General features: G+C 66.6%; 23 protein-coding genes and 2 pseudogenes. 10 read left to right on the plus strand and 15 right to left on the minus strand.

The annotated features are described in order from the left end of the window. The 4 genes from QOI01_RS10975 to QOI01_RS10990 form a co-directional block, all read right to left on the minus strand. A partial coding sequence (locus QOI01_RS10975) for a ribonucleotide reductase barrel domain-containing protein (protein WP_526380760.1) occupies window positions 1-1130 on the minus strand: 1130 nt, incomplete at its 3' end. Continuing rightward, complete coding sequence (nrdI, locus tag QOI01_RS10980; protein WP_526380762.1) at window positions 1097-1579, minus strand: class Ib ribonucleoside-diphosphate reductase assembly flavoprotein NrdI; 483 nt, start codon at window positions 1577-1579, stop codon at window positions 1097-1099. The genes nrdI and QOI01_RS10975, both read right to left, overlap by 34 nt. 32 nt (window positions 1580-1611) lie before the next feature. Then, a complete protein-coding gene (locus QOI01_RS10985; protein ID WP_526380764.1) occupies window positions 1612-1866 on the minus strand; it encodes a redoxin NrdH in 255 nt (84 codons plus the stop codon). 432 nt (window positions 1867-2298) lie between these two features. Then, window positions 2299-2853: an NADPH-dependent FMN reductase gene (locus QOI01_RS10990; RefSeq protein ID WP_526380766.1), complete on the minus strand. Its 555-nt coding sequence runs from the start codon at window positions 2851-2853 to the stop codon at window positions 2299-2301. A gap of 91 nt (window positions 2854-2944) precedes the next feature. On the opposite strand from QOI01_RS10990, the gene QOI01_RS10995 reads away from it, so the two are divergent. The 4 genes and pseudogenes from QOI01_RS10995 to phoA all read left to right on the plus strand — a co-directional run. Then, window positions 2945-3553 (plus strand): TetR/AcrR family transcriptional regulator, encoded by a 609-nt coding sequence (locus QOI01_RS10995; RefSeq protein WP_526380768.1) that lies wholly within the window; start codon window positions 2945-2947, stop codon window positions 3551-3553. Between the two features lie 5 nt (window positions 3554-3558). After that, the gene (locus QOI01_RS11000) at window positions 3559-4623 is read left to right on the plus strand and encodes a DNA polymerase IV (RefSeq protein ID WP_526380797.1); all 1065 of its coding nucleotides are present in this window, start codon (window positions 3559-3561) and stop codon (window positions 4621-4623) included. 9 nt (window positions 4624-4632) lie between these two features. Continuing rightward, a complete protein-coding gene (locus QOI01_RS11005; protein WP_526380770.1) occupies window positions 4633-5793 on the plus strand; it encodes an AAA family ATPase in 1161 nt (386 codons plus the stop codon). 204 nt (window positions 5794-5997) lie between these two features. After that, window positions 5998-7216: pseudogene (gene phoA, locus QOI01_RS11010) on the plus strand (alkaline phosphatase); the annotation flags it as partial. Here phoA and QOI01_RS11015 read toward each other — a convergent pair. Both QOI01_RS11015 and QOI01_RS11020 read right to left on the minus strand, forming a co-directional pair. Continuing rightward, window positions 7203-8057 (minus strand): SDR family oxidoreductase, encoded by an 855-nt coding sequence (locus QOI01_RS11015; protein ID WP_526380772.1) that lies wholly within the window; start codon window positions 8055-8057, stop codon window positions 7203-7205. The pseudogene phoA and the gene QOI01_RS11015 sit on opposite strands and share 14 nt — an antisense overlap. Before the next feature lie 22 nt (window positions 8058-8079). Continuing rightward, a complete protein-coding gene (locus tag QOI01_RS11020) occupies window positions 8080-8715 on the minus strand; it encodes a TetR/AcrR family transcriptional regulator (RefSeq protein ID WP_526380774.1) in 636 nt (211 codons plus the stop codon). Between the two features lie 122 nt (window positions 8716-8837). Between QOI01_RS11020 and QOI01_RS11025 the strand changes: the two genes are divergently transcribed. The 3 genes and pseudogenes from QOI01_RS11025 (at window position 8838) to QOI01_RS11035 (ending at window position 11048) form a co-directional block, all read left to right on the plus strand. Then, on the plus strand, window positions 8838-10319 hold the full coding sequence (locus QOI01_RS11025; RefSeq protein WP_526380776.1) for a cytochrome P450: 1482 nt from the start codon (window positions 8838-8840) through the stop codon (window positions 10317-10319). Between the two features lie 160 nt (window positions 10320-10479). Then, window positions 10480-10599 (plus strand): annotated as a pseudogene (locus QOI01_RS11030) (hypothetical protein); the annotation flags it as partial. Between the two features lie 218 nt (window positions 10600-10817). After that, window positions 10818-11048: an SbtR family transcriptional regulator gene (locus tag QOI01_RS11035; protein ID WP_526380778.1), complete on the plus strand. Its 231-nt coding sequence runs from the start codon at window positions 10818-10820 to the stop codon at window positions 11046-11048. Here QOI01_RS11035 and QOI01_RS11040 read toward each other — a convergent pair. Further along, the gene (locus QOI01_RS11040; protein WP_526380780.1) at window positions 11045-11545 is read right to left on the minus strand and encodes a homocitrate synthase; all 501 of its coding nucleotides are present in this window, start codon (window positions 11543-11545) and stop codon (window positions 11045-11047) included. The two genes, QOI01_RS11035 and QOI01_RS11040, sit on opposite strands and share 4 nt — an antisense overlap. A 217-nt stretch (window positions 11546-11762) precedes the next feature. Between QOI01_RS11040 and QOI01_RS11045 the strand changes: the two genes are divergently transcribed. Continuing rightward, a complete protein-coding gene (locus QOI01_RS11045) occupies window positions 11763-12509 on the plus strand; it encodes a sulfite exporter TauE/SafE family protein (protein WP_526380799.1) in 747 nt (248 codons plus the stop codon). 3 nt (window positions 12510-12512) lie between these two features. Here the strand turns inward: QOI01_RS11045 and QOI01_RS11050 are convergent, their stop codons facing one another. From QOI01_RS11050 to QOI01_RS11065, 4 genes are all read right to left on the minus strand, one after another. Beyond that, on the minus strand, window positions 12513-13568 hold the full coding sequence (locus QOI01_RS11050; RefSeq protein WP_526380782.1) for a phosphotransferase family protein: 1056 nt from the start codon (window positions 13566-13568) through the stop codon (window positions 12513-12515). Window positions 13569-13629: 61 nt separating this feature from the next. After that, complete coding sequence (locus QOI01_RS11055) at window positions 13630-14451, minus strand: SDR family NAD(P)-dependent oxidoreductase (protein WP_526380784.1); 822 nt, start codon at window positions 14449-14451, stop codon at window positions 13630-13632. Further along, complete coding sequence (locus tag QOI01_RS11060) at window positions 14448-14864, minus strand: nuclear transport factor 2 family protein (protein ID WP_526380786.1); 417 nt, start codon at window positions 14862-14864, stop codon at window positions 14448-14450. The genes QOI01_RS11055 and QOI01_RS11060 overlap by 4 nt, the downstream gene beginning before the upstream one ends. After that, on the minus strand, window positions 14861-15961 hold the full coding sequence (locus QOI01_RS11065; RefSeq protein ID WP_526380801.1) for a zinc-binding dehydrogenase: 1101 nt from the start codon (window positions 15959-15961) through the stop codon (window positions 14861-14863). Before QOI01_RS11065 ends, QOI01_RS11060 begins: the two co-directional genes overlap by 4 nt. Before the next feature lie 112 nt (window positions 15962-16073). Between QOI01_RS11065 and QOI01_RS11070 the strand changes: the two genes are divergently transcribed. Next, window positions 16074-16943, plus strand: a complete 870-nt coding sequence (locus QOI01_RS11070; RefSeq protein ID WP_526380803.1) for a helix-turn-helix domain-containing protein — start codon at window positions 16074-16076, stop codon at window positions 16941-16943. On the opposite strand, the gene QOI01_RS11075 is transcribed toward QOI01_RS11070, so the two are convergent. Together QOI01_RS11075 and QOI01_RS11080 are read right to left on the minus strand one after the other, a co-directional pair. Next, a complete protein-coding gene (locus tag QOI01_RS11075) occupies window positions 16940-17626 on the minus strand; it encodes a cutinase family protein (protein WP_526380788.1) in 687 nt (228 codons plus the stop codon). The two genes, QOI01_RS11070 and QOI01_RS11075, sit on opposite strands and share 4 nt — an antisense overlap. A 150-nt stretch (window positions 17627-17776) precedes the next feature. Beyond that, window positions 17777-18595 carry a methyltransferase domain-containing protein gene (locus tag QOI01_RS11080; RefSeq protein WP_526380790.1) on the minus strand — a complete coding sequence of 273 codons (819 nt, stop codon included), beginning with the start codon at window positions 18593-18595 and terminating at the stop codon, window positions 17777-17779. A gap of 168 nt (window positions 18596-18763) precedes the next feature. Here QOI01_RS11080 and QOI01_RS11085 point away from each other — a divergent pair, with 168 nt between their 5' ends. Further along, a complete protein-coding gene (locus QOI01_RS11085) occupies window positions 18764-19438 on the plus strand; it encodes a winged helix-turn-helix transcriptional regulator (protein ID WP_526380791.1) in 675 nt (224 codons plus the stop codon). A gap of 56 nt (window positions 19439-19494) precedes the next feature. On the opposite strand, the gene poxB is transcribed toward QOI01_RS11085, so the two are convergent. Both poxB and QOI01_RS11095 read right to left on the minus strand, forming a co-directional pair. Beyond that, the gene (poxB, locus tag QOI01_RS11090) at window positions 19495-21231 is read right to left on the minus strand and encodes a ubiquinone-dependent pyruvate dehydrogenase (protein WP_526380793.1); all 1737 of its coding nucleotides are present in this window, start codon (window positions 21229-21231) and stop codon (window positions 19495-19497) included. A 69-nt stretch (window positions 21232-21300) separates the two neighbouring features. Next, window positions 21301-21552 (minus strand): SDR family oxidoreductase (locus QOI01_RS11095; protein ID WP_526380795.1); only part of this gene is annotated, 252 nt, incomplete at its 5' end.

Below are 21552 nucleotides of genomic sequence, written 5' to 3' on the forward strand. Positions count from 1 at the left end.
TCGTACATGATGTACGGGTAGCCCGACTCGAACTGGAGCTCCGCCAGCGTCTGGAAGAACTCGCGCGCCTTGATCTTGGTCTTGCGGATCCGCGCGTCGTCGACCATCTCGTAGTACTTCTCGGTGACCGAGATGTCGGCGAACGGCGTGCCGTAAACCCGCTCGACGTCGTACGGCGAGAACAGGTACATGTCCTCGTTGCGCTTGGCGAGCTCGAACGTGATGTCCGGGATCACCACGCCAAGGCTGAGGGTCTTGATGCGGATCTTCTCGTCGGCGTTCTCCCGCTTGGTGTCGAGGAAGCGGTAGATGTCGGGGTGGTGCGCCTGCAGGTACACCGCGCCTGCGCCCTGGCGTGCGCCCAGCTGGTTGGCGTAGGAGAACGAATCCTCCAGCAGCTTCATGATCGGGATCACGCCCGATGACTGGTTCTCGATGTTCTTGATCGGCGCGCCGTGCTCGCGAATGTTGCTGAGCAGCAAGGCAACTCCGCCGCCGCGCTTGGAGAGCTGCAGCGCTGAGTTGATGGAGCGTCCGATGGACTCCATGTTGTCCTCGATGCGCAACAGGAAGCAGCTGACGGGCTCGCCGCGCTGCTTCTTGCCCGAGTTGAGGAACGTGGGGGTGGCCGGCTGGAACCGGCCGTCGATGATCTCGTCGACCAGCTTCTCGGCCAGCGCGGTGTCACCAGAGGCCAGCGTCAGCGACACCATGACCACGCGATCCTCGAAGCGCTCGAGGTAGCGCTTCCCGTCGAACGTCTTCAGCGTGTAGGAGGTGTAGTACTTGAACGCTCCGAGGAACGTCGGGAACCGGAACTTCTTCGCATACGCCCGGTCGAGCAGCGTCTTGACGAAGTTGCGCGAGTACTGGTCGAGCACCTCGCGCTCGTAGTAGTTCTCCTTGACCAGGTAGTCGAGCTTCTCATCCTGGTTGTGGAAGAACACCGTGTTCTGATTGACGTGCTGCAGGAAGTACTGGTTCGCCGCTTCGCGATCCTTATCGAACTGGATCTTGCCGTCGGCGTCGTAGAGGTTCAGCATCGCGTTGAGCGCATGGTAGTCCGTCTCCCCTGGCAGCGCGTGCGCGCCGGAGGTTACGTGTTCTGTAGCTGTGGCGGTTGGTGGCACGGCTGGTCCTTCCGGGATTCGGCCCAAAAATCGATGAGGCCCGCGCGGACGGCGATGACGTCGTCCGTGGTGCCCATCAATTCGAAGCGATAGAGGTATGGCACGCCGCACTTGCGGGAGACGACGTCACCCGCGTAGCCGAATTCGGCGCCGAAGTTCGTGTTGCCCGCGGCGATGACGCCGCGCAGCAACGACCGGTTGTGTTCGTTGTTCAAGAAGGCGATGACCTGTTTGGGGACGTATCCCCCGGCTAGACCTTTCTGGCCGGGGTCGGGCCCGTTCGCGTGCCCGCCCCCGTAGGTGGGCAGCACCAGCACGTAGGGCTCGGCAACCTCGATGCGTTCGCGCAGCGGAATCCGGATGGCGGGCAGATCCAGCTTCTCGACGAAGCGGCGGGTGTTCTCCGAGACGCTGGAGAAGTAGACGAGATTGCACCCAACCCTTTCCACGAGTCCCCTCCTGCCTGCCCGCCGGATATCCGTTATGCAGTGACTGCGACCGCTACCCCGGACAGCGACTTGATCCGGTCGGGGCGGAAGCCCGACCAGTGCTCGTTGCCCGCCACGACGACGGGCGCCTGTAGGTAACCGAGCGCCATGACGTAGTCACGGGCCTCGGACACCTCGGTGATGTCGACGACCTCGTAATCGATGCCCTGCTTGTCCAGCGCCTTGTAGGTGGCGTTGCACTGCACGCAAGCGGGCTTGGTGTAGACGGTGATCGACGGCTGAGTCATCTTCGGCACGGCTCCTCTGCGGAAACTGGACTAACTGGCTACTACGGTTCAGCGGTCCGGAGACCCGTTAAATTCCTGCCGTCCGGAGCTGCTCGACCGGCCGTCGAGTGAACCGACCTGCAGGATTCGCGAGCTCCGGCCGACCTGAGCCGGTACGGATACCGTGGGGGTCTGTCGGTCTGCAGAACACTACACCTAGTGTCCGACATCCAGAAGAGATACAAGATGTTCTGAACGACATCGATGGAATTCCCTGGTCGTAAGCGCATGAATTCGCCTCCCATCGGCGTGTCGCATCTCACAAACCGGACGCGTCACGCCACGGACACCTGTATAACACCGACCACCGACAGGCTGACCGGAACGTCCACCAACAGCAAAGCCGCCGACGCACCCGCATCGGGCACGTCGGCGGCTTGGCCTCGAACGGGCTCAGGCGACCGCAGCGGCCAGCTTCTCCACGACCTCGCGCACGCTTGCGGTCACCTCGGCGTTCTCCCGCGGATGCTTGCCGTCGAGGACCTTCCCGGGCACGGACAGCTTCACGTCCTCGACCACGCGAGGACCGGCGATGCCGAAGGACTTGCGCGTCTCGTCGTGCGCCCAGACGCCGCCGAACTGGCCCAGCGACGTGCCGACGACCGCAAGCGGCTTGTCCTTGAGAGCACTGTCGCCGAAGGGTCGAGACAACCAGTCGATGGCGTTCTTCAGCACTCCGGGGATGCTGCCGTTGTACTCGGGCGTGACGACGAGTGCGGCGTCCGCTTCGGCCGCGGCCAGGCGCAGCGCCTGGACGGGCTCGGGCACTCCGCCATCTTCCGGGTCCCCGTCGATGTCCTCGTTGTAGAACGGCAGCTCGCCCAGCCGGTCGAACAGCTGCAACGTCACGCCGTCGGGGGCGGCCTCGATGGCCACCTCGGCGAGTTGCCTGTTCACCGACGCCGCGCGCAGACTGCCCACCAGTACCAAGACCTTGTTGTCCGACATGTTCCTCAGCCCCTTCTATGACTCGCGACGATCCTTGTACAGCTCAACCGGACTATGGTCCGATTCATTCCGGTTGAGTTAAAGTGCAGGTATGAGCGTCACCGACGGGCTGGCCGGGCTCCCGGTCTCCGACTCCACGCCGTCGGAGCGTGGCGACGCGGCCCGCAACCGCGCACTTCTGCTCGACGCTGCCCGCTGGCTGATCTCGGAGTACGGCGCCGAGGCCGTCACGATGGACGACGTGGCCACCGCCGCGGGCGTCGGCAAAGGCACGCTGTTTCGACGCTTCGGAAGTCGCGCAGGCCTCATGATCGTGCTCCTCGACGAGGACGAGAAGGTCGAACAGCAGGCGTTCATGTTCGGCCCTCCGCCCCTGGGCCCGGGTGCGCCGCCGTTGGAACGACTGCTGGCCTACGGACGCGAGCGGCTGCGCTTCACGTGGGACCACCGGGCTCTGCTGTCCGATGCGGGTCGCGACCCGCAGACGCAATTCAACGCGCCATCGACACTGCACCACACACACGTCCGGATGCTGCTCGATGCCGCAGGCACCACCGGTGATCTCGATGCGCAGGCCGAAGCGCTGTTGGCACTGCTGGACGCCGACACCGTCACCCACCAGGTGATCGATCTGCGGCGCAGCCTCGAGGTGCAGGGCGATGCGTGGGAGAGCGTGGCGCGCAAGCTCTGCGGGCGGTGAGCGCCATGGGCAAGAGCTGGGTCCTGCACGTCGACCTCGACCAGTTCCTCGCATCGGTCGAACTGCGCCGTCGCCCCGAACTGGTCGGCCTTCCGGTCATCGTCGGCGGCAACGGTGACCCGGGTGAGCCGCGCAAGGTGGTGACCTGTGCGTCCTACGAGGCGCGCGAGTTCGGCGTGCACGCGGGCATGCCGTTGCGCACCGCCGCCCGCAAGTGTCCCGACGCCACGTTCCTGCCTTCTGACCCCGCCGCGTACGACGAGGCGTCCGAACAGGTGATGGGACTGCTCCGGGATCTCGGTCATCCCCTGGAAGTGTGGGGCTGGGACGAGGCCTACCTCGGCGCCGACGTCGAGGACCCCTTCGTTCTGGCGGAGCGCATCCGTACTGTCATCGAGGCCGAGACCGGGCTGTCGTGCTCGGTCGGCATCAGCGACAACAAGCAGCGGGCCAAGGTCGCGACGGGATTCGGCAAGCCCGCGGGCGTTTACCGGCTCACCGACGACAACTGGATGGCAGTCATGGGCGACCGAAGCGTCGACGCGCTCTGGGGGGTCGGCCCCAAAACCGCCAAGAAACTGGCCGGGCAGGACATCACGACGGTCGCCGACCTGGCGGCCACCGACGCCACACTCCTGACGTCAACCTTCGGGCCCACGACCGGCCTGTGGATCCTGCTCCTGGCCAAGGGCGGTGGTGACACCCACGTCAGCGCCGAGCCGTGGGTGCCGAGGTCGCGCAGCCACGTCATCACCTTCCCGCAGGACCTCACCGACCGGGTCGAGATGGACACCGCGGTAGTCGACCTGGCTCGCAGGACGCTCGACGAGGTCGTCGAACAGGGCCGAACGGTCACCCGGGTCGCGGTGACCGTACGCACCAAGACATTCTTCACCCGCACCAAGATCCGCAAGCTTTCCGCCGCGAGCACCGATGAGTCGGCGATCGTCGACACCGCGTTGGCGGTCTTCGATCAGTTCGACATCGATCGCCCGGTGCGACTGCTCGGCGTCCGGCTGGAACTAGCCATGCCGCAATCGAATGCGCCGGCTGTCACCACTCCCGCCTAACGTCGAGCCATGCTGCATACCGTCGCGATCCGTGGCTACCGGTCGATGCGCGAGGTCGTCGTGCCGCTGACGGGCCTCACCGTCGTCACCGGCGCCAACGGCACGGGCAAGTCGTCGGTGTACCGGGCGCTGCGGTTGTTGGCCGACTGCGGCCGCGGTGAGGTAACCGGTTCACTGGCCCGCGAGGGCGGGCTCGAGTCGGTGCTCTGGGCCGGTCCCGAACAGGTGGACGGAGCGCGCCGCACCGGGCAGAGTCAGGGCACCACGCGAACCCGGCCCGTATCTCTCGAACTCGGTTTCGCCTCAGATGATTTCGGCTACCTGATCGACCTCGGCCTGCCCCAGCACGCGGGGCCAGGCTCGTTCTTCGCCCGCGACCCCGAGATCAAGCGCGAAGCCGTCTTCGCGGGACCACGGCTGCGGCCCAGCTCGGCCCTGGTCCGCAGGGGCCGCGACTACGCCGAGGTCGCAGCGGAGTCCGGCCGCGGCTTCGAGGAACTGACCAGATCGCTGCCGCCGTACCGCAGCGTGCTCGCCGAGTACGCCCACCGAGGGGCGCTGCCCGAACTTGCGACCGTCCGGGATCGACTGCGCGACTGGCGGTTCTACGACGGGTTCCGGGTCGACGCCGACGCACCGGCACGTCGCCCACGCGTCGGCACCCGCACCCCGGTGCTGTCCGACGACGGCGGCGACCTGGCCGCCGCGATCCAGACGATCGTCGAGGCCGGGTTCGACGAGCTGCCCCGCGCGATCGCCGACGCGTTCGACGGGGCCAAGGTGTCGGTCGCGGTGCACGACGGCCTCTTCGAACTGCAACTGCATCAGCGGGGCATGCTGCGGGCGCTGCGCGCCGCCGAATTATCGGACGGCACATTGCGATTCCTGCTGTGGGCCGCAGCCCTATTGAGTCCCCGGCCTCCTTCTCTGATGGTGCTCAACGAGCCGGAGACCTCGCTGCACCCCGACCTGTTGGTACCGCTCGCAACCATGATCCGCGCGGCCGAGGCAGGAACCCAGGTCGTGGTCGTCACCCATTCGCACGCCATGCGCGACCAGCTCGACACCGACGACTCAAGCGAGATCGAACTCTTCAAGGAGTGGGGCGAGACGCTGGTGACCGGCCAGACCATGCTGACGGCGCCGCCGTGGGACTGGGGCAAGCGCTGATTGTTCGCGTTGGCATAAGCAGCCGTTCACCGAGGTCTCACGCCCAATCTCCCAGGCGATGCCCAGCGAACGAGGAGTCTTCAGTTGTCGAAGAGCGCATATCTCAAGGTGGCAGTGGTCGTCGGCGCGGTGGCGGTGCTACCGCTGGCGGCCTGCGGCAGCGACACCGAAAAGGCATCCAACGGGGACACCGTGACCCGGGCCTTCAGCGGCCTCGACGCCCTCCCACTGACCGGGCAGTACACCACCTACGCACTCCAGAAGAACGGCAAGCCCAACTACGTCACCGATTCGGCCGCCAGTGCGACGTCCTGGTCCACGGGGACCAAGACCTACAACGGCGCCCTCGGCATCGACATCAAGGGCGCACCCAGAAGACGATCCTCGAACTCGCGATCGCGCAGGGCCGCGCGACCGGCGACATCACCACCTCCGAGATCCAGGACGCGACGCCGGCGGCACTGTTCTCCCACATCACCGAACGCGATTGCTACGGGCCTGAGGAAACCGCCGAGGACTGCAAGCCCGAAGCGCTGGAGAACGGCGGGCCGGGATCGGTGACCGAGCAACTGCTGGCCGCGCACCCCGACATCACCATGGGCGGCGGAGCCGAGACCTTCGCCCAAACTGCCAACGGTGGCGCCTTCAAGGGCAGGACGCTGGAAGTTCAGGCCAAGGAACGCGGATTCCAGATCGTCCGTACCGCAAGTGAATTGAACGGATTCTCCAAGGCCGACCAGGACGCCCCGCTGCTCGGCCTATTCGCCGAGGGCAACATGCCGGTGAGCTGGACGGGTCCCGTGGCGGTCCGGCAGGGCTATCTGCAACCCGCGGCGAAGTGCGAGGACAATTCCGAACGGGGCGCGGAGGTCCGGAGTTGGCCGCCATGACGAAGAAGACCATCGATGTCCTCGGCGGCAGCGACAAGGGTAAGGACAAGGGCTTCTTCCTACAGGTCGAGAGCGCCTCGATCGACAAGCAGGACCGCGCGGCAAATCCGTGCGGTCAGATCGGTGAGACGGTGGCCTTCGACGAAGCCATCCAGGCGGCGCTCGACTTCGCGAAGAAGGACGGCAACACCCTGGTGATCGCGACGGCCGACCATGCGCACACCAGCCAGATCGTCGACAACGTCTCCGAGGACGATCTGCGTGGGGTCGCCGAAGACGCCAAGCTGCCGATCGAACGGGTCCGCGACATCGTGTACCCGGGGCTGACCCGCAAGCTGACCACCGCCGACGACGCCGAGATGACCGTCAACTACGGCTCGTCGACCGACGTCGAGGTGCAGGACCAACCGCATACCGGAACCCAGCTGCGCGTGGCGGCGTTCGGTCCGCGGGCGGCCAACGTGGTGGCCCTGACCGATCAGAGCGATCTGTTCTTCACGATGACCGACGCGCTCGGCCTCAACCGGTCTTAGATGGCCGCAGTGCGCGGGTGAAGATGACGTTCACCCGTCGCATCGCGACGCTGTAGGGCCACCAGGCGAAGCGCTTGAACGCGTATAGCGCCCGGATGTCGCCGGAGGTGTAGATGAGGTACCGGTTGCGGGTGACGCCGCGAAGGATCTTGTCGGCCACCACCTCCGGCGAGACGGCGTGCCCACCGAATCGGTCCACCCACTTGCGCACCTGCGGGTGTTCGCGATCCACGCCTGCGATCTCGACGGTCTGCACCAGCGGCGTCTTGACTGCGCCCGGCACGACGACCGACACGCCGATGCCGTGGCGGGCCAGGTCGAAGCGCAGCACCTCGGACAGGCCCCGCAGGCCGTACTTGCTGGCGCTGTAGGCAGCGTGCCACGGCAGTGCGACCAGGCCGGCAGCGGATGAGACGTTGACCAGGTGACCACCGTTGCCGGCGAGAACCATTGGCGGAACGAATGTTTCGATGACGTGGATCGGTCCCATCAGGTTGATCGAGATCATCGACTCCCAATGGCGATGGGTCAGGTGGCTCACCGTTCCCCAGGCCGACACTCCGGCGATGTTCATGACGACGTCCATGCTCTGGTGCTCGGCGTGGATGTCGGCGGCGAAGGCGGCCACCTCGTCGTAGTTCGAGATGTCGAGTGCACGATGTGCGCTCACCGTGCCGCCGAGCGCGCGGGCGTCCGCGACGGTCTGCTCCAGGCCTTCGGCGTTGCGGTCGGTGAGGAACAGCTCGGCGCCGTCGGCGGCCAGCTTCAGCGCCGTCGCGCGGCCGATCCCGCTGGCCGCACCGGTGAGCAGACAACGCTTTCCCGCAAATCCCTGCGCCATGAGGGTGACCCTACCGACCGGGCTAGATGCCGGACACGCTCCCGCCGCCCCACAACGCGTTCAGCCACAGCCGTTCGAGCACCTCGATGGCGCGCGCGGAGTCGTCATCGCGGCCGACGAACGCGCTGTCGTTGGACAGCGTCAGCGCCGTGGTCGCGGTGAGGGTGCGGACGAGGGCTGGCAGATCGTCGGAGATGGGGCGTGCACCGGTGTCCTGCTTGACCAGTCCGACGATCTTGTCGATGACCGTGTCCGAGAAGTCGTTCATCATGTCCCGCAGCTGAGCGTCGGTGTTCTGCGCCAGCGTGCAGGCCTTCATGATCGGATCGTTGTGCGAAAAGACAGCCGCCGCGCTGCCGACCATGCGCCTGGCGAACTCCGCAGGCGTCTCCCCCTCCTCGCGCGGCGCGAAGTCGTGGGTCAGCTTGTCGAGCTCGGCCATCGCATCCGCGACGACGACGGCGAGCACCGCGTACTTCGAGTCGAAGTAGAAGTAGAAGCCCGAACGGGCGACGCCGGCTCGCTCACTGATCATGCTGACCGACAGGTCCGAGAAGGCCTTGACCTCGAGCAGCTCGCGGACCGCGGACACGATCGCGTCACGCTGCCGGTCGCCGCGACTGCGGCGGGCCTCGTTGGGGACGGATTCGGCGGTCATCGTGATCAACCTTCCCATCCACGACACGGCACGACAAAACTTGACATGCGTCAAGTACGAGCTACAGGATGAAGGTGTCGAGTGAGATCGACCACATACATCCCCAGCCCAGGAGATTGCCGATGGCGACAATCAGCACGCCCGACTATTTGATCGACCAGGCGAGGCGGCGGTTCACGCCGTCGATCAACAACTTTCCCGGCATGGGCGCTGTCGAGCGGAAGCTGTTGCGCACCCAGTTCAAGCGAACGGCACTGGCCGACCCTCCTGCCGGAAGCGGCCTCAAGCCGGTGATGGGCGACGCGGGCCTGCCGGTCCTCGGTCACATGGTCGAGATGTTCCGCGGCGGCCCCGACTACCTGATGCACCTCTACAAGACGAAGGGTCCGGTCTACTACGCCGACTCTCCGGTGTTGCCCGCGGTGACGGCATTGGGCCCCGATGGTGCCCAAGCCCTCTACGCGAACCGCAACAAGGACTACTCCCAACAAATGTGGACCCAGGTCATCGGGCCGTTCTTCCATCGCGGGTTGATGCTGCTCGATTTCGAGGAGCACATGTTCCACCGGCGAATCATGCAGGAGGCGTTCATCCGTACCCGCCTCGTCGGCTACACCGAGCAGGTTGACTCGGTCGTCTCGAAGGTGGTCGCCAACGACTGGGTCGCCAACGATCCCAGGTTCCTGCTCTATCCGGCGATGAAGCAAATGACCCTCGACATCGCCTCGATGGTGTTCATGGGTCACGAGCCCGGGAGCGACCACGAGCTGGTGACCAAGGTCAACAACGCGTTCACTACAACGGTGCGCGCAGGGAACGCCATCATCCGCACCGGCATTCCGCCGTTCACCTGGTGGCGTGGCCTGCAGGCGCGCAAGCTGCTCGAGAACTACTTCGAGGAGCGCGTCAAGGAGCGCCGCGGCAAGGACGGGTCGGACCTGTTATCGGTGCTGTGTCAGACCGAGGACGAGGACGGCAACAAGTTCTCCGACGCCGACATCGTCAACCACATGATCTTCCTGATGATGGCCGCGCACGACACCTCGACGTCGACGGCGACCACCATGGCGTACTACCTCGCCGCTAATCCCAAGTGGCAGGACCGCTGCCGCGACGAGTCCGACCGCCTCGGCGACGGGCCACTGGACATCGATTCGCTGGAGAAGCTGGAATCTCTCGACCTCGTCATGAACGAGTCGATCCGGTTGGTCACGCCCGTGCAGTGGGCCATGCGGCGGACCGTCCGCGACACCGAACTGCTCGGTCACTACATCCCCGAGGGAACCAACGTCATCGCCTACCCCGGCATGAACCATCGGCTGCCGGAGTGCTGGACCGACCCGATGATGTTCGATCCCGATCGGTTCGCCGAACCGCGCAGCGAGCACAAGAGGCACCGCTTCGCCTTCACGCCCTTCGGCGGCGGCTCGCACAAGTGCATCGGCATGACGTTCGGACAGCTCGAGGTGAAGACGATCATGCACCGGCTGCTGCGCAAGTACCGGCTCGAGCTCCCACGGCCCGATTACCAGGCCACGTGGGACTACGGCGGCATGCCGGTGCCGATGGACGGCCTGCCCATCGTGTTGCGCCCGCTTCGCTGACCGAACGGCCCAGAAGACCTCAGGCAGATCGCAGTACCGCGTCGGTGGACAGGGCCTGCATCAGCGCCAACGTCCGTGACCGGGTCGCCGCGTCACCGTGCGAGGAGGCGACGAACTCAGTGGCCCCGATGTCGGCGAACCGGCGGAGCGGGGAGGCGACGTGCTCCTCGTCGCCGATCAGGCAGAGGTCGGCGATGGTGTCCACACCCTCGGCTTCGAGGGAGTCAACGCATCACTCGACGACGTCGCTCGGGCTGCGGGCGTCGGGCCGGGCACGCTCTATCGGCACTTCCCGGCCAGGGACGTGCTGGTCGTGGCCGTCATCGACGACGGCCTACTTGGCATCCGCGACTTGGCGGCGGGGATGCTGGACGATGCCGATGCCGATCCCGTCCGCGCGCTGCTTGCCTGGCTCAGCGCATACATCGAGCAGGGCAACGTCTTCAAGGGCCTGGCGGAGACATTGGTCCGCCCGTCCAAGACGGGTGAGAACAGCGCGTGTCGCGCCGCGCGAGACGCGGAACCGCGCTGTTGGAGCGCGCGATCCGCCACGGTGACCTTCGTGACGACACCCGGCCGCAGGACGTGCTCGACATGGCCGCAGCGATCGCATGGATCGGCGAGCAGCCCGACCGCGACCCCGCGCAGCGCGACCGCCTTCTCGAGTTGCTCGTCGACGGATTGCGTTGCCCACCGGTAGCACAGTCCGCTGGCCAGACCCCGGGTTAGTCCCCAAGGTGCAGGCGGTTCGCGCAGGCGATCATCGCCCGCAGCGCCGACTGCGTCGGATCGTCCGACCAGCCCATCGCCCACTCGTCGCGGGTGCCGTTCGAGCCGCGGATGAACGTCGCGGTGTTTCCGTTCGCATGGAATTGGTGGAACTTCAACATCTCGACGGCGATGCCGCGGTCGTGGAGCATCGCGGTGAGCGCGGCGATCGGTCCGGTGGCCGCCGCGGTGCAGGTGCCGATACGGTCACCGACCGCGATCGCGGCCTGGTAGTTGCGGGGCTGAGGGCCGAGTCGGCCGGCTGGCCGCTCAGGGTCCGCGCACTGCCATTGGCCGAGCCGCAGAGGACCCGACGACGGGGTGTACCTCGCATGGAACGCATCGGTGGACATTGAATCGGCCTCCTCGCGCAACTCCGGCGGCAGCGGTAAGTCGAATTGGGCCGCGAACGAGGGGGCCGCGCCGATGGCGGATTGCTTGGGAGTAGTGGAAGGCATATGCCGGTCTTCTCTTGCCAGAGGAATTGACCGACGGTGTAGCAACGACCCACAGCGAGGGGTCGGTCTGAATCAGACCCCGCCGTGGGTTGCTACTACGAGTCGCTTCGGCACGTCCGCGATGCTAGACGTCCGGTGGCGGCGGATGCAACCCTGCTGGGTCGTCGCGACTCCACTAGGGTTCATCGCCGATGAGGCCGCGGTGTTGGTGGAAAGCGTGAACTGGTTGGACGCAGCACTCTTGTTCGTCGCCGGCATCATTGGTGGACTGGTAGGCAGCATCGCCGGGCTGGCTTCGGTGTCCACCTATCCGGCTCTTCTTCTCGTCGGGCTGCCGCCGGTGGCGGCGAACGTCACCAACACCGTCGCGCTGGTGTTCAGCGGCATCGGGTCGATCCTGGGCTCGCGACCCGAGCTACGCGGTCAGTGCGCGACACTGAAGCGGTTGATCCCGATAGCCGTGCTCGGCGGTGCGGCGGGCGCCGCGCTGCTGTTGTCCATCCCCTCCGAAGGCTTCGAGAACGTCGTACCGGTGCTGCTCGCCGCATCGGCCGTGCTGATCGCCCTGCCCCAACGCGACCGCCAGGACGGCGTCCGCCGCCACCGACCGGCGTTGGAGGGTGCTGCCATCCTCGTGATCTGTGTGTACGGCGGGTTCTTCGGCGCCGCGGCAGGCGTGCTGATGCTCGCCCTCTTCCTGCGCACGGGCAGCGAATCCCTCGCCCACTCCAACGCCACCAAGAACGTGGTGCTCGGAGTCGCGAACACCGTTGCGGCAGTGATCTTCGTCGTGTTCTCCCCGATCGACTGGCTGGCGATGGTGCCGCTCGGATTCGGGTGTCTGGTCGGCTCTCGGCTGGGACCGATAATCGTCAGGCACGCCCCGGCAACACCGCTGCGGCTGATCATCGCCGTCGCGGGCATGGCGCTCGCGGTCAAACTCGGCTTCGACACCTACCGCTGACGGTCACACGAACGGGTCGTCGCCCTCGGTCACGCGGGTACCCAACTCGATCAGCGACGCCGCCGAATCGTGCAACCGCTCCCCGGCTTCCCGGCCGGCCTGCCCGGCCAGATACCGGGACCAGGTGCCCTCGATGACGATGCCCAGTTTGAAGCAGGCCAGGGCCACGTACCAGTCGAGCCGCGACGTGCTGCGCCCACCCGCCGCCGAATACGCGTCGAGAAGTTCACGTCGACTCGCGAGGCCACCGAGCGCAGCCAGTTCCGCGCCCGCGTCAATGGTGTTGGGTTCGGACGGCCAGCAAACCACCATCCAGCCGAGGTCGAGAAGCGGATCCCCGACCGTGCACATCTCCCAATCGATGAACGCCGCGAGCTCGGGGCGGTCACGACGCAGCAGGACGTTGTTGAGGTGGCAGTCGCCGTGCATGATTCCCGGCTGGCCGTCGGGAGGGCGGTTGGCCTCCAGCCACTCGGCCAGCTCGTTCACCGCGGGCAGCGACCCGGGCTCGTACGCGTCGTGGCGGTAGCTGGAGAGCAGGCCGAGGAACTGCGGGACCTGGCGGGCCAGAAAGGATCCCGGCCGCCGGATCGCCGCCAGCTGGCTGCCCTCCCACTCAACGTTGCCCAGTTGCGCCAGGCTGGCCGCGTAGGACGGGCCGACGTCGTGTCGCATGATCGGGTCCGCGACGTACGCCTGCGCCATCTCGTTCCCCGGGTTGAAGCCGTCGACCTCCTCCATCAGGTAGAACACCACGCCGAGTACGTCGAGGTCCTCACAGCCCCTGATGAATCCGGGATGCGGCACCGGGGTGCCCGCCAGCGTCTTCAAGACCGCGATCTCGCGGAGCATCGTCTTGTCACTCGTCGGACGCGGGTGTTGGGGCGGGCGGCGCAACACCATCGGGCGATCGTCGATGCGCAACCGCACCACGATGTTCTGACTGCCGCCCGTCAGCGGTTCGACGCTGGTCACCTGCGACCCCAGGCCCGCGGCTCGCACCCAGCCCTGCAGCGCCGTCTGGTCTTCGTCTGTCAGGGTCGGGACATCGTCGGGCATGGCTTACATCGTCACGCCCAGGCCGTCCGGCCGCGAGGGATTCTGCCGAAGTCGTTGCTGCTCAGCTGCTTCCAGTGCCCATCGATGCGGCGCTGGCCGCGATCATGAGCTGCACTGCGTCATTGCGCGGCAGCGAGGTCAACATCTGCATGCCGGCCCGCATGGTCTCACCGACCAAGTGCGTGGGTCCGTTGCTCAGGTTCTCGAACGCCGCTGCCACGACTTCCTCGACGGTCGCAGCGTCCGCTGACGGCTCGTCCTCCGTGGCCGTCGTTCCCATCTCCCGCTCCAGCCGTCGCAGGGCAGGGGTGTCCGTCTTGCCGAGGATGAGTCCGAGCACGTCGACGCCCTTGTCGTGGAGCTCACCCCACAAGGCTTCGGCGAAGACCATGTCGAACGCCTTCGTAGCCCCGTACGCGACCATGTTCGGCCCGCCGACGAAACCAGCGCCGGAACCGAAGACGACGATCCCGCCGCTGCCGCGCTCAACCATCGCAGGAGCGAAATGGTGACACAACTGCACGGGGACGGTGCAGTTCCGCTGAATCATGGCCTCGGCCGTCGACACCGGGTTGGCCAGGAACGGCTGGAAGTTGGGGTCCGCGCCCGCGCAGTAGACCAGGAAACCCACGTCGAGGTCGACGGTGGCGTCGGCGACCACCTTGCTCGCGCCGGCCTGCGCGAGATCGACTGCCACAGTTCGGGTTCGAACACCGGTTCTGGTTTCGATGCCCGCAGCCACCTCGACGAGCACGGCTTGGCGTCGGGCCAGCAGCACGACGTTCACGCCGCGCTCGGCCAGCCCTTCGGCGAACGCGGCACCGACACCGTCGGAGGCGCCTGCGACGACCGCCCACGGTCCGTACTTCTCGGCGAAACTCACGATCCGTCTCCTACCGCGCTGACGCGCACCGGGGTGAAGCGACGGCGGGCGATTCGCCAGCCGGCGCCGGTCCTGACGAACTCGTCGTCGTAGAACCCGATGGCGTTCACGCCGGAGCCGGCCCCGCCGAACACGATCAGACCGTCGACGTAGGTGCGCGCCTCGGCCCCGTCGCCGTCGACCGTGATGACCTGGTTGGTCAGCCGGTGCATGGTGTGGCCGGCCATCGCGTGCGACGTCTCCATGGACTCGGTGACGGCGTCGACACCGTGCCACGTGCCGATCTCGCCGTAGTCCAGTTCGCAGTCGTCGGTGAAGGCGGTGCGGAACAGGGCCCAGTTCCGACGGTCGATGCCGGTGGCGTAACGCAGGAGCACCTCCGAGATGTCCTGGCGGTCTTCGCGTTCGGTCACGTGAGGTCTCCTTCGTTTCCCGTCGCTTCGCTCGCCCCAGCGATATTCCCCGTCGCTTCGCTCGCCCCAGCGTTCGGGTGGACCACGATCCGCGGCGGCCCGTCGGACTTGCGGGCCAGGTCGAGCGCTTCGGGAACGCCGTCGAGGGTGACGATCTGGCCGACGCTGGGCAGCGGATCCAGGCGGCCCGTGGCGATCGCGTCCAGCGTGCCGTACCAGTCCTGCGGCATGGGCCCGCCGCCGAACTGGATCGTCACGCCCTGGCGGGTTGCGGTGGTGATGTCCAGCGTGTCTCCGGTGTACCAACCACCCGCACAGTAGATCCGGGTCCCCATGTCGGCCGACTCCACGATCTTCTGGATCAGCCCAGGGGCGCCGACGCATTCGAAGATGACGCAGGGTCCCCAGAGGTTGCGCTCGGCACGGAGTTCGCGCCACACTTCGAGGGGCGATCTCTCGGCTGGGTCGACCAGCACGTGCGCGCCGAATCCCGCGGCCAGTTCCCGCCGTTCGGTGTTGAAGTCCGAGACGATGATCGGTTCGACCCCTCGACTGGCCAGCGCGGCGACCGCCAAGAGTCCGATCGCTCCGGCGCCGATCACGATCGGAATCTCCCCCGCCGCGACCTCGGAGGAGCGGACGTAGAACTCTCCGACCGCGAAGGCATCGACGAGTGCCACGGCATCGCTGGAGACGTCACTCGCGACGGGTCGGGCCAGCGCCTCGGCGACCACCACGAATTCGCCGAAGCTGCCCTGGGATTCGGGATGCTGACCGATGATCCGCGAGCCGTCGGCACCGCCGTTGACCAGTCGGATCGGAATCGAGGTGACTCGGGTGCCGAGTGCAATCTCCTCGGTGCAGCCGGGCCCGTAGCCGATGACCTCGCCGACGAACTCGTGTCCGAGCACGATGTCGCGGTCGGGATCGTAGAGGGAACGTCCCGTGGGATCGTCGATCGCCAAGTCTGGATGGTCCATGAAGTGGACGTCCGACGCACAGATCGCGGTGCTGAGGGTCTTCAGCAGGAACTCGCCTTTGCCGGGCACCGGGTCGGCGGTCTCCCGGACGGTCAACTCACCGTCCCGCAACACCACTGCGCGCATCCAGACCGTCCTTCGGCTTGTGTTTATCGAATAATCGAGAAATACTTTCGAAATATCGACCTGGCCGCCCGACGGTATGCCGCCTGAAAGCTAGGAGTCAAGCATTCGAGGTTCGACGTCAGCTCCGACGGAGCGCGTACTCGCCATCGTGGAGCTGCTCGCAAGGCCCGGCAACGAGCGGCTCCGGTTCTCTGACGTCACAAGAGAACTCGACCTGACGCAGGCCACCGTGCACGCGATCCTGAAGACGATGTGGGATCGCGGGTGGGTGACCCGTGATCCCGTCGACAAGACCTTCTCGCTCGGGCCTGCACTGGCCGCGGTGGCCGACCGGGCCGACACGACGCGTTCGCTGGCGCACGCCGCCCGGGCCGCCGCCATCGAACTATCTGCCGAACTCGGCTACCCGGCCTCGGTGCTCGAACGGCACGGTGACTCGCTCGTCATCACGGCGTACGAGGGCGCCGACCCCTCTGCACCGACAGCTCGTCCGGGAGAGCGGATCCCGTATGCCCCGCCCTTCGGCGTCGCCTTCGCGGCGTGGGACACGGCGGACGGCCAACGGGCCTGGATTCAGCGAACGGCGGCCTCCAACGCTGCGCTGGCCGGCAATCTCGCTCAGGCGCTCGCCCGGACGCGCGACCGCGGCTACGACGTCGATCTCACCACGCCCGCCCTCGCGCAGACTGCCCAGTTGATGGGGGCTCTCGAGCGCGACGGCATACCCGCCCACGTGCGCCAGATCATGGATCAACTACTGGCCGAGACCATGATCGGGTTCACCGATGAGGAGGCCCGCGATCCGCGCCCGATAGCCACGATCGCGGCCCCGGTCTTCGGCCATCGCGGCACCGTGACCCTCATCGTCGCGGTTCATCCGCTCGCCGTTCACCCGCGCCTGGAGGCTAGAAGGGTCGCCGCGGTCGGGCGGCGGCTCCTGCGAGCGACGACGGCCATCGGCGCCGAGAGTTAGGCGTTGGAAGGAACTGGGCCCCCCTTGACCCGATCGGCGGCGAAACTCGCTGCCTGACTGGTCAATCCGGACTCGACGTAAAGGCTGTGCGCGGGGCGATCGTCGCCAGAGGAGCACACCGGATCGGCGCCGTTGCAGAGGTCGACGGTCTTGGCGCCGTACAAGGAGCTCAACGCGGTGAGCGAACCACCGAAGCGATTCAACGGATTGCCGAACACGGCCACGGCGGCAACGTGATTCGCCACCTCGGCGGGCATTGGCTGGCCCAAGCCGAACAGCGCGCCCGGGTCCCCGGTTATGCCGTCGATCACGGCCGCGCCCTGCGAGTAGCCACCGAGCACGATCTTGGTGCCCGGGCAAGCCGCCACCGTGGCTTGGACGTGGGCGCTGGCATCGTTGGCGCCTGCCGTGGCCTGCATGAAGTCATACGATGCGGGATAGTTCACTGCGTACACACCGACGGCCTTGCCCTTGACGTCGCCTTTGAGCGCGTCGACGAACGCCTGGCCCTCACGGCCGACACCCACGGGTTCGGCGGTGCCACGGGCGAATACGACCTCTACGTCGGAACATCCGGACGCGGCGGATGCGGTAGGCGCGCCGAGGCCAATGAGACCGGCTGCGATCAGCCCGCCGGTGGCCATGCCCGCCAGCAGAGCATTGGTCTTCAACTGAACGGACATGGGGTGGGCTCCTCGATCGTCTTCTGGGTAGTTACCTAGACGAACTCCGCAACTGTGGATTCAATTCCACCCCGCCGAAAGACGTCGGCACATGTGGGCCAACTCGCAGACCGGGGCTCACCCCGGATCGCCCGCCGACTGGCGAACCGGTCAGCGCTTCGTCGCAACCACCAGGAGGTACTCCCATTCCATGGTCCGTGACCCGGCCAATGCCTCGTCGCCGAGGCGGGCGATGTCGGCGTCGAGGGCCGCCACCCGTTGGGAGTCGTCGCCGAGGCCGCGGTACGCCGCGATCGTCGGCCCGTAGTTGGCCTTGAAGTAGTCACGGAACCGTTCACCGTCTGCGAAACGGTCGACGGGCAGGCCCCGCCGTTCGGTCACCACGTCGGAGACCCGGTCTCGCAGAAGACGGCGGACGTGGTCCTCGCTACCCCACAGCGGCGGCGCCGACACGCCGGCTGGCGCAGGCGCCACGTACGGCTTCATGGTGGCGAACAGCTTGCCGATGAACCCGTCGGGCGTCCAGCTGAGCACGCCCATCGTCCCCCCGGCACGACACACCCGCACCAACTCGTCGGCGGCCTGCTGATGGTGCGGCGCGAACATCACCCCGATGCACGACATCACGGCGTCGAACTCGCCGTCGTCGAAGGGCAGTGCCTCCGCGTTGGCCTCGCGCCAGTCCAGCGCGATCCCCCGCTGCGTGGCGCTCGCGCGACCCTGCTCCAGCAGCCGGGGACACAGGTCGGTCGCGACTACATCTGCCCCTGCAGCAGCTGCGGCGATCGCGGCGTTCCCGGTTCCCGCAGCCACGTCGAGCACGCGGTCACCGTCGCCGACACCGGTGGCCGCGACCAGAGTCGGTCCCAACGGCGCCACCAGTTCGTCGGCGATCGTCCGGTAGTCACCCAGCGCCCACAACGCCCGGTGCCTGGCTTCGAGTTCGCGGTCTTGCACGACGACAGTCATCGCTGCTCCTTCGAGGTTGGTGCCGCCATCGTCGCGCCCAAAGATGTGGGCGATCCAGTTACAGATCTGTACCGGTACTGGTTCTATGTCTGTACTGGCTTCTTTGTCTGTACTGGCTTCTTTGTTCTGTACGGGACGGCGACGTCTGTGATGGCTGGAGGTGACGACGTGTCCGGATACGGTCAGTTCTGTCCCATGTCGAAGGCCATGGAACTCCTCGACGAGCGGTGGACGCTGCTCGTCGTGCGCGAGTTGCTCCTTGGCAGTCGGCATTTCAACGACCTTCGCCGCGGCGTCCCGAAGATGTCGCCCGCCCTGTTGTCGAAACGTCTCAAGGCGCTGACGCGCGCCGGGGTGGTGGAACGATCGGAGATCGACGGGCGCACCAACTATTCGCTGACCCAGTGCGGCCAGGAACTCGGTGAGGTGGTCGACGCCCTTGGCCGGTGGGGCATCCGCTGGATAGGTGAGCTGGGTGAGGCCGACCTCGACCCGCACCTGCTGATGTGGGACATCCGTCGGACCGTCCCGATCCACGAGTGGCCGCGGTCACGCACCACGATCGCCTTTCAGCTCGACGGGGTGGCGGCCAGGGCGTCGCGGTGGTGGCTGGTGGTGGCCGACGGGCGGCCCGACGTCTGCGACTTCGATCCCGGGTACGAGGTCGCGGGCACGGTGGCGACCAGCTTGTTGACGCTAACGCGGATCTGGCGCGGTGACGTCGGCTGGTCCCACGCGCTGCTCGATGGAAGCGTTGCGGTGTCCGGCCCGTCCGACGTGAGACGCGCGATCCCGTCGTGGATCGGACAGGGAGCGAAGGCCGCGGTGCCTCGCCCTGCATGAACTACGGGCCCGCGTGAAACTAGGCCTCGTACGAGAGGCAGGCCTGTGCCGCGCGTTCAGTCCAGAAGCCTGCGCGCCACGTTGGTAGTGACCAGGTCGAGCAATTCATCGGCACGCCCTGCCATGATGGTCCGGATCGCGTACAGCGAGAAACCCTTTGCCTGTTCGGCACTGATGGCGGGCGGGATGGACAGCTCCTGACGGGCGGTCACCACGTCGACGATGGCGGGTCCGTCGTGAGCGAAGGCGTCCGACAACGCCTGCTCCAGTTCACCGGGATGCTCGACGCGACGTCCGAACGCCCCCATCGCCCGCCCGACCGCAGCGAAGTCGGGGTTGACGAGTTCGGTGCCGAAGTTGACGATGCCCGCCGCCTTCATCTCCAACTCGACGAAGTTCAGCGACGAGTTGTTGAAGACGATCACCTTCACCGGCAGCTTGTTCTGCAGCAGCGTGATCAGCTCACCGAACATCATGGTCAGTCCACCGTCGCCGGCGAACGCGACGACCTGTCTGCCAGGAAAGGCCGTCTGCGCACCGATCGCATGGGGCAGCGCGCACGCCATGGTGCCGTGGTTGAACGAGCCGACGAGCCTGCGCCTGCCGTTCATCCGCAGGTATCTGGCCGCCCACACGACAGGGGAACCGACGTCGACGGTGAACACGGCATCCTCGGCGGCCAATTGATTGGCAAGTCCCGCAACGTATTCGGGACGGATCGGACTCTTGTCGCGGTCGTTGACCGCCAACCCGTCCATGTTCTTGCGCGTCTTGGCGTAGTGGCGCAGCGAGCGGTCGAGGTGCTCGCGGGACGGCTTCTGGACGAGCAACGGCGCGAGCGCCTCCAGCGTGTCGGCGACCGTGCCGACGAGACCGAGATCGATAGGTGTGCGGCGGCCAAGGTTTCGTCCTCGGACGTCGATCTGCACGATGCGAGCGTTGTCGGGATAGAACTGCTGGTACGGGAAGTCGGTGCCCAGCATCAGCAGGGTGTCCGCTTCCTTGATGGCCTTATAGCCCGATGCGAACCCGAGCAGACCCGTCATGCCGACGTCGAACGGGTTGTCGTACTCGATGGACTCCTTGCCGCGCAGCGCATGCACGACCGGTGCGTTCAGGGTGCCTGCGAGGCGGATCAGCGCATCATGTGCGCCGGCCACCCCGGCGCCACCGAGGATGGTGACCCGCTCGCCGGCGTTGAGGATCTCCGCCGCCTGGCGCAGACCGTCGTCGTGCGGTCGCACCACTGATCGGGTGGGCAGGATCGGCTTGGTGAGCCAGCCGGACTCCGCGGCGTGCGCCAGGAAGATCTCGCCGGGAACGACGACCACCGCGACACCGTTCTCCTCGATCGCCGCACGCATCGCCATCTCCAGGATGCGTGGTGCCATCTCGGGAGTGCTGATCAGCTCGCAGTAGACGCTGCATTCGGCGAAGAGGTCCTGCGGGTGGGTCTCCTGAAAGTAGTCCGAGCCGATCTCGCTGCGCGGAATGTGTGCGGCGATGGCCAGCACCGGGACCCTGCTCCGTTGCGCGTCGAAGAGCCCGTTGATCAGATGGAGGTTTCCCGGCCCGCAGCTTCCGGCGCAGACGGCCAGCTGACCGGTGAGTGCTGCGTCGGCGGCCGCGGCGAACGCCGCCGTCTCTTCGTGCCGCACGTGCTGCCAACTGATCTCTCCCGAGCGCCGGATCGCGTCGGTGAAACCGTTGAGACTGTCACCGGGCAACCCGTAGACGCGCTGGACACCGCTTCGCGCCAAGGCGCTGATCATCTGGGTGGCGATGGTCGCCATCGGGTCCCTCCCCCTGTGATTTCGGCGCTGAAAGCCGCGCTGAGCGCGGTTTTCCGCGCCGAAATCACCCTACTTGGGTGCGAAGCGCTGTCCCGCGTCGAGCCGGATGCACTGCCCGTTGAGCATCGGGTTGTCCACGATCGCCAGCGCCAACTTGGCGTACTCCTCGGGCTTGCCGAGCCGCTTCGGGAATGCCGCATCCTTGGTCAGCGCGCTGGCGAACTCGTCGGGTATGCCCTTGGTGAGGCCGGTGGCGAAGAGGCTAGGCGCGATCGCCAGCACGCGGATGCCGAGGCTGCCCAGATCGCGCGCCATCGTCAG

The sequence above is a fragment of the Mycobacterium sp. genome, from assembly GCF_032162605.1.
GTDB lineage: Bacteria > Actinomycetota > Actinomycetes > Mycobacteriales > Mycobacteriaceae > Mycobacterium.

Excerpts from the sequence above, each read along its gene's own strand:
- QOI01_RS10990 (WP_526380766.1), bottom strand. The coding sequence starts at position 2,853 with ATGTCGGACAACAAGGTCTTGGTACTGGTGGGCAGTCTGCGCGCGGCG.
- poxB (WP_526380793.1), bottom strand. The coding sequence starts at position 21,231 with ATGGCGACCATCGCCACCCAGATGATCAGCGCCTTGGCGCGAAGCGGT.
- QOI01_RS11040 (WP_526380780.1), bottom strand. The coding sequence starts at position 11,545 with ATGCCTTCCACTACTCCCAAGCAATCCGCCATCGGCGCGGCCCCCTCG.
- QOI01_RS11080 (WP_526380790.1), bottom strand. The coding sequence starts at position 18,595 with ATGACTGTCGTCGTGCAAGACCGCGAACTCGAAGCCAGGCACCGGGCG.
- QOI01_RS11000 (WP_526380797.1), top strand. The coding sequence starts at position 3,559 with ATGGGCAAGAGCTGGGTCCTGCACGTCGACCTCGACCAGTTCCTCGCA.
- QOI01_RS11050 (WP_526380782.1), bottom strand. The coding sequence starts at position 13,568 with ATGCCCGACGATGTCCCGACCCTGACAGACGAAGACCAGACGGCGCTG.
- QOI01_RS11020 (WP_526380774.1), bottom strand. The coding sequence starts at position 8,715 with ATGACCGCCGAATCCGTCCCCAACGAGGCCCGCCGCAGTCGCGGCGAC.
- QOI01_RS11015 (WP_526380772.1), bottom strand. The coding sequence starts at position 8,057 with ATGGCGCAGGGATTTGCGGGAAAGCGTTGTCTGCTCACCGGTGCGGCC.
- QOI01_RS10985 (WP_526380764.1), bottom strand. The coding sequence starts at position 1,866 with ATGACTCAGCCGTCGATCACCGTCTACACCAAGCCCGCTTGCGTGCAG.
- QOI01_RS11075 (WP_526380788.1), bottom strand. The coding sequence starts at position 17,626 with ATGTCCGTTCAGTTGAAGACCAATGCTCTGCTGGCGGGCATGGCCACC.
- QOI01_RS10995 (WP_526380768.1), top strand. The coding sequence starts at position 2,945 with ATGAGCGTCACCGACGGGCTGGCCGGGCTCCCGGTCTCCGACTCCACG.
- QOI01_RS11005 (WP_526380770.1), top strand. The coding sequence starts at position 4,633 with ATGCTGCATACCGTCGCGATCCGTGGCTACCGGTCGATGCGCGAGGTC.
- QOI01_RS11025 (WP_526380776.1), top strand. The coding sequence starts at position 8,838 with ATGGCGACAATCAGCACGCCCGACTATTTGATCGACCAGGCGAGGCGG.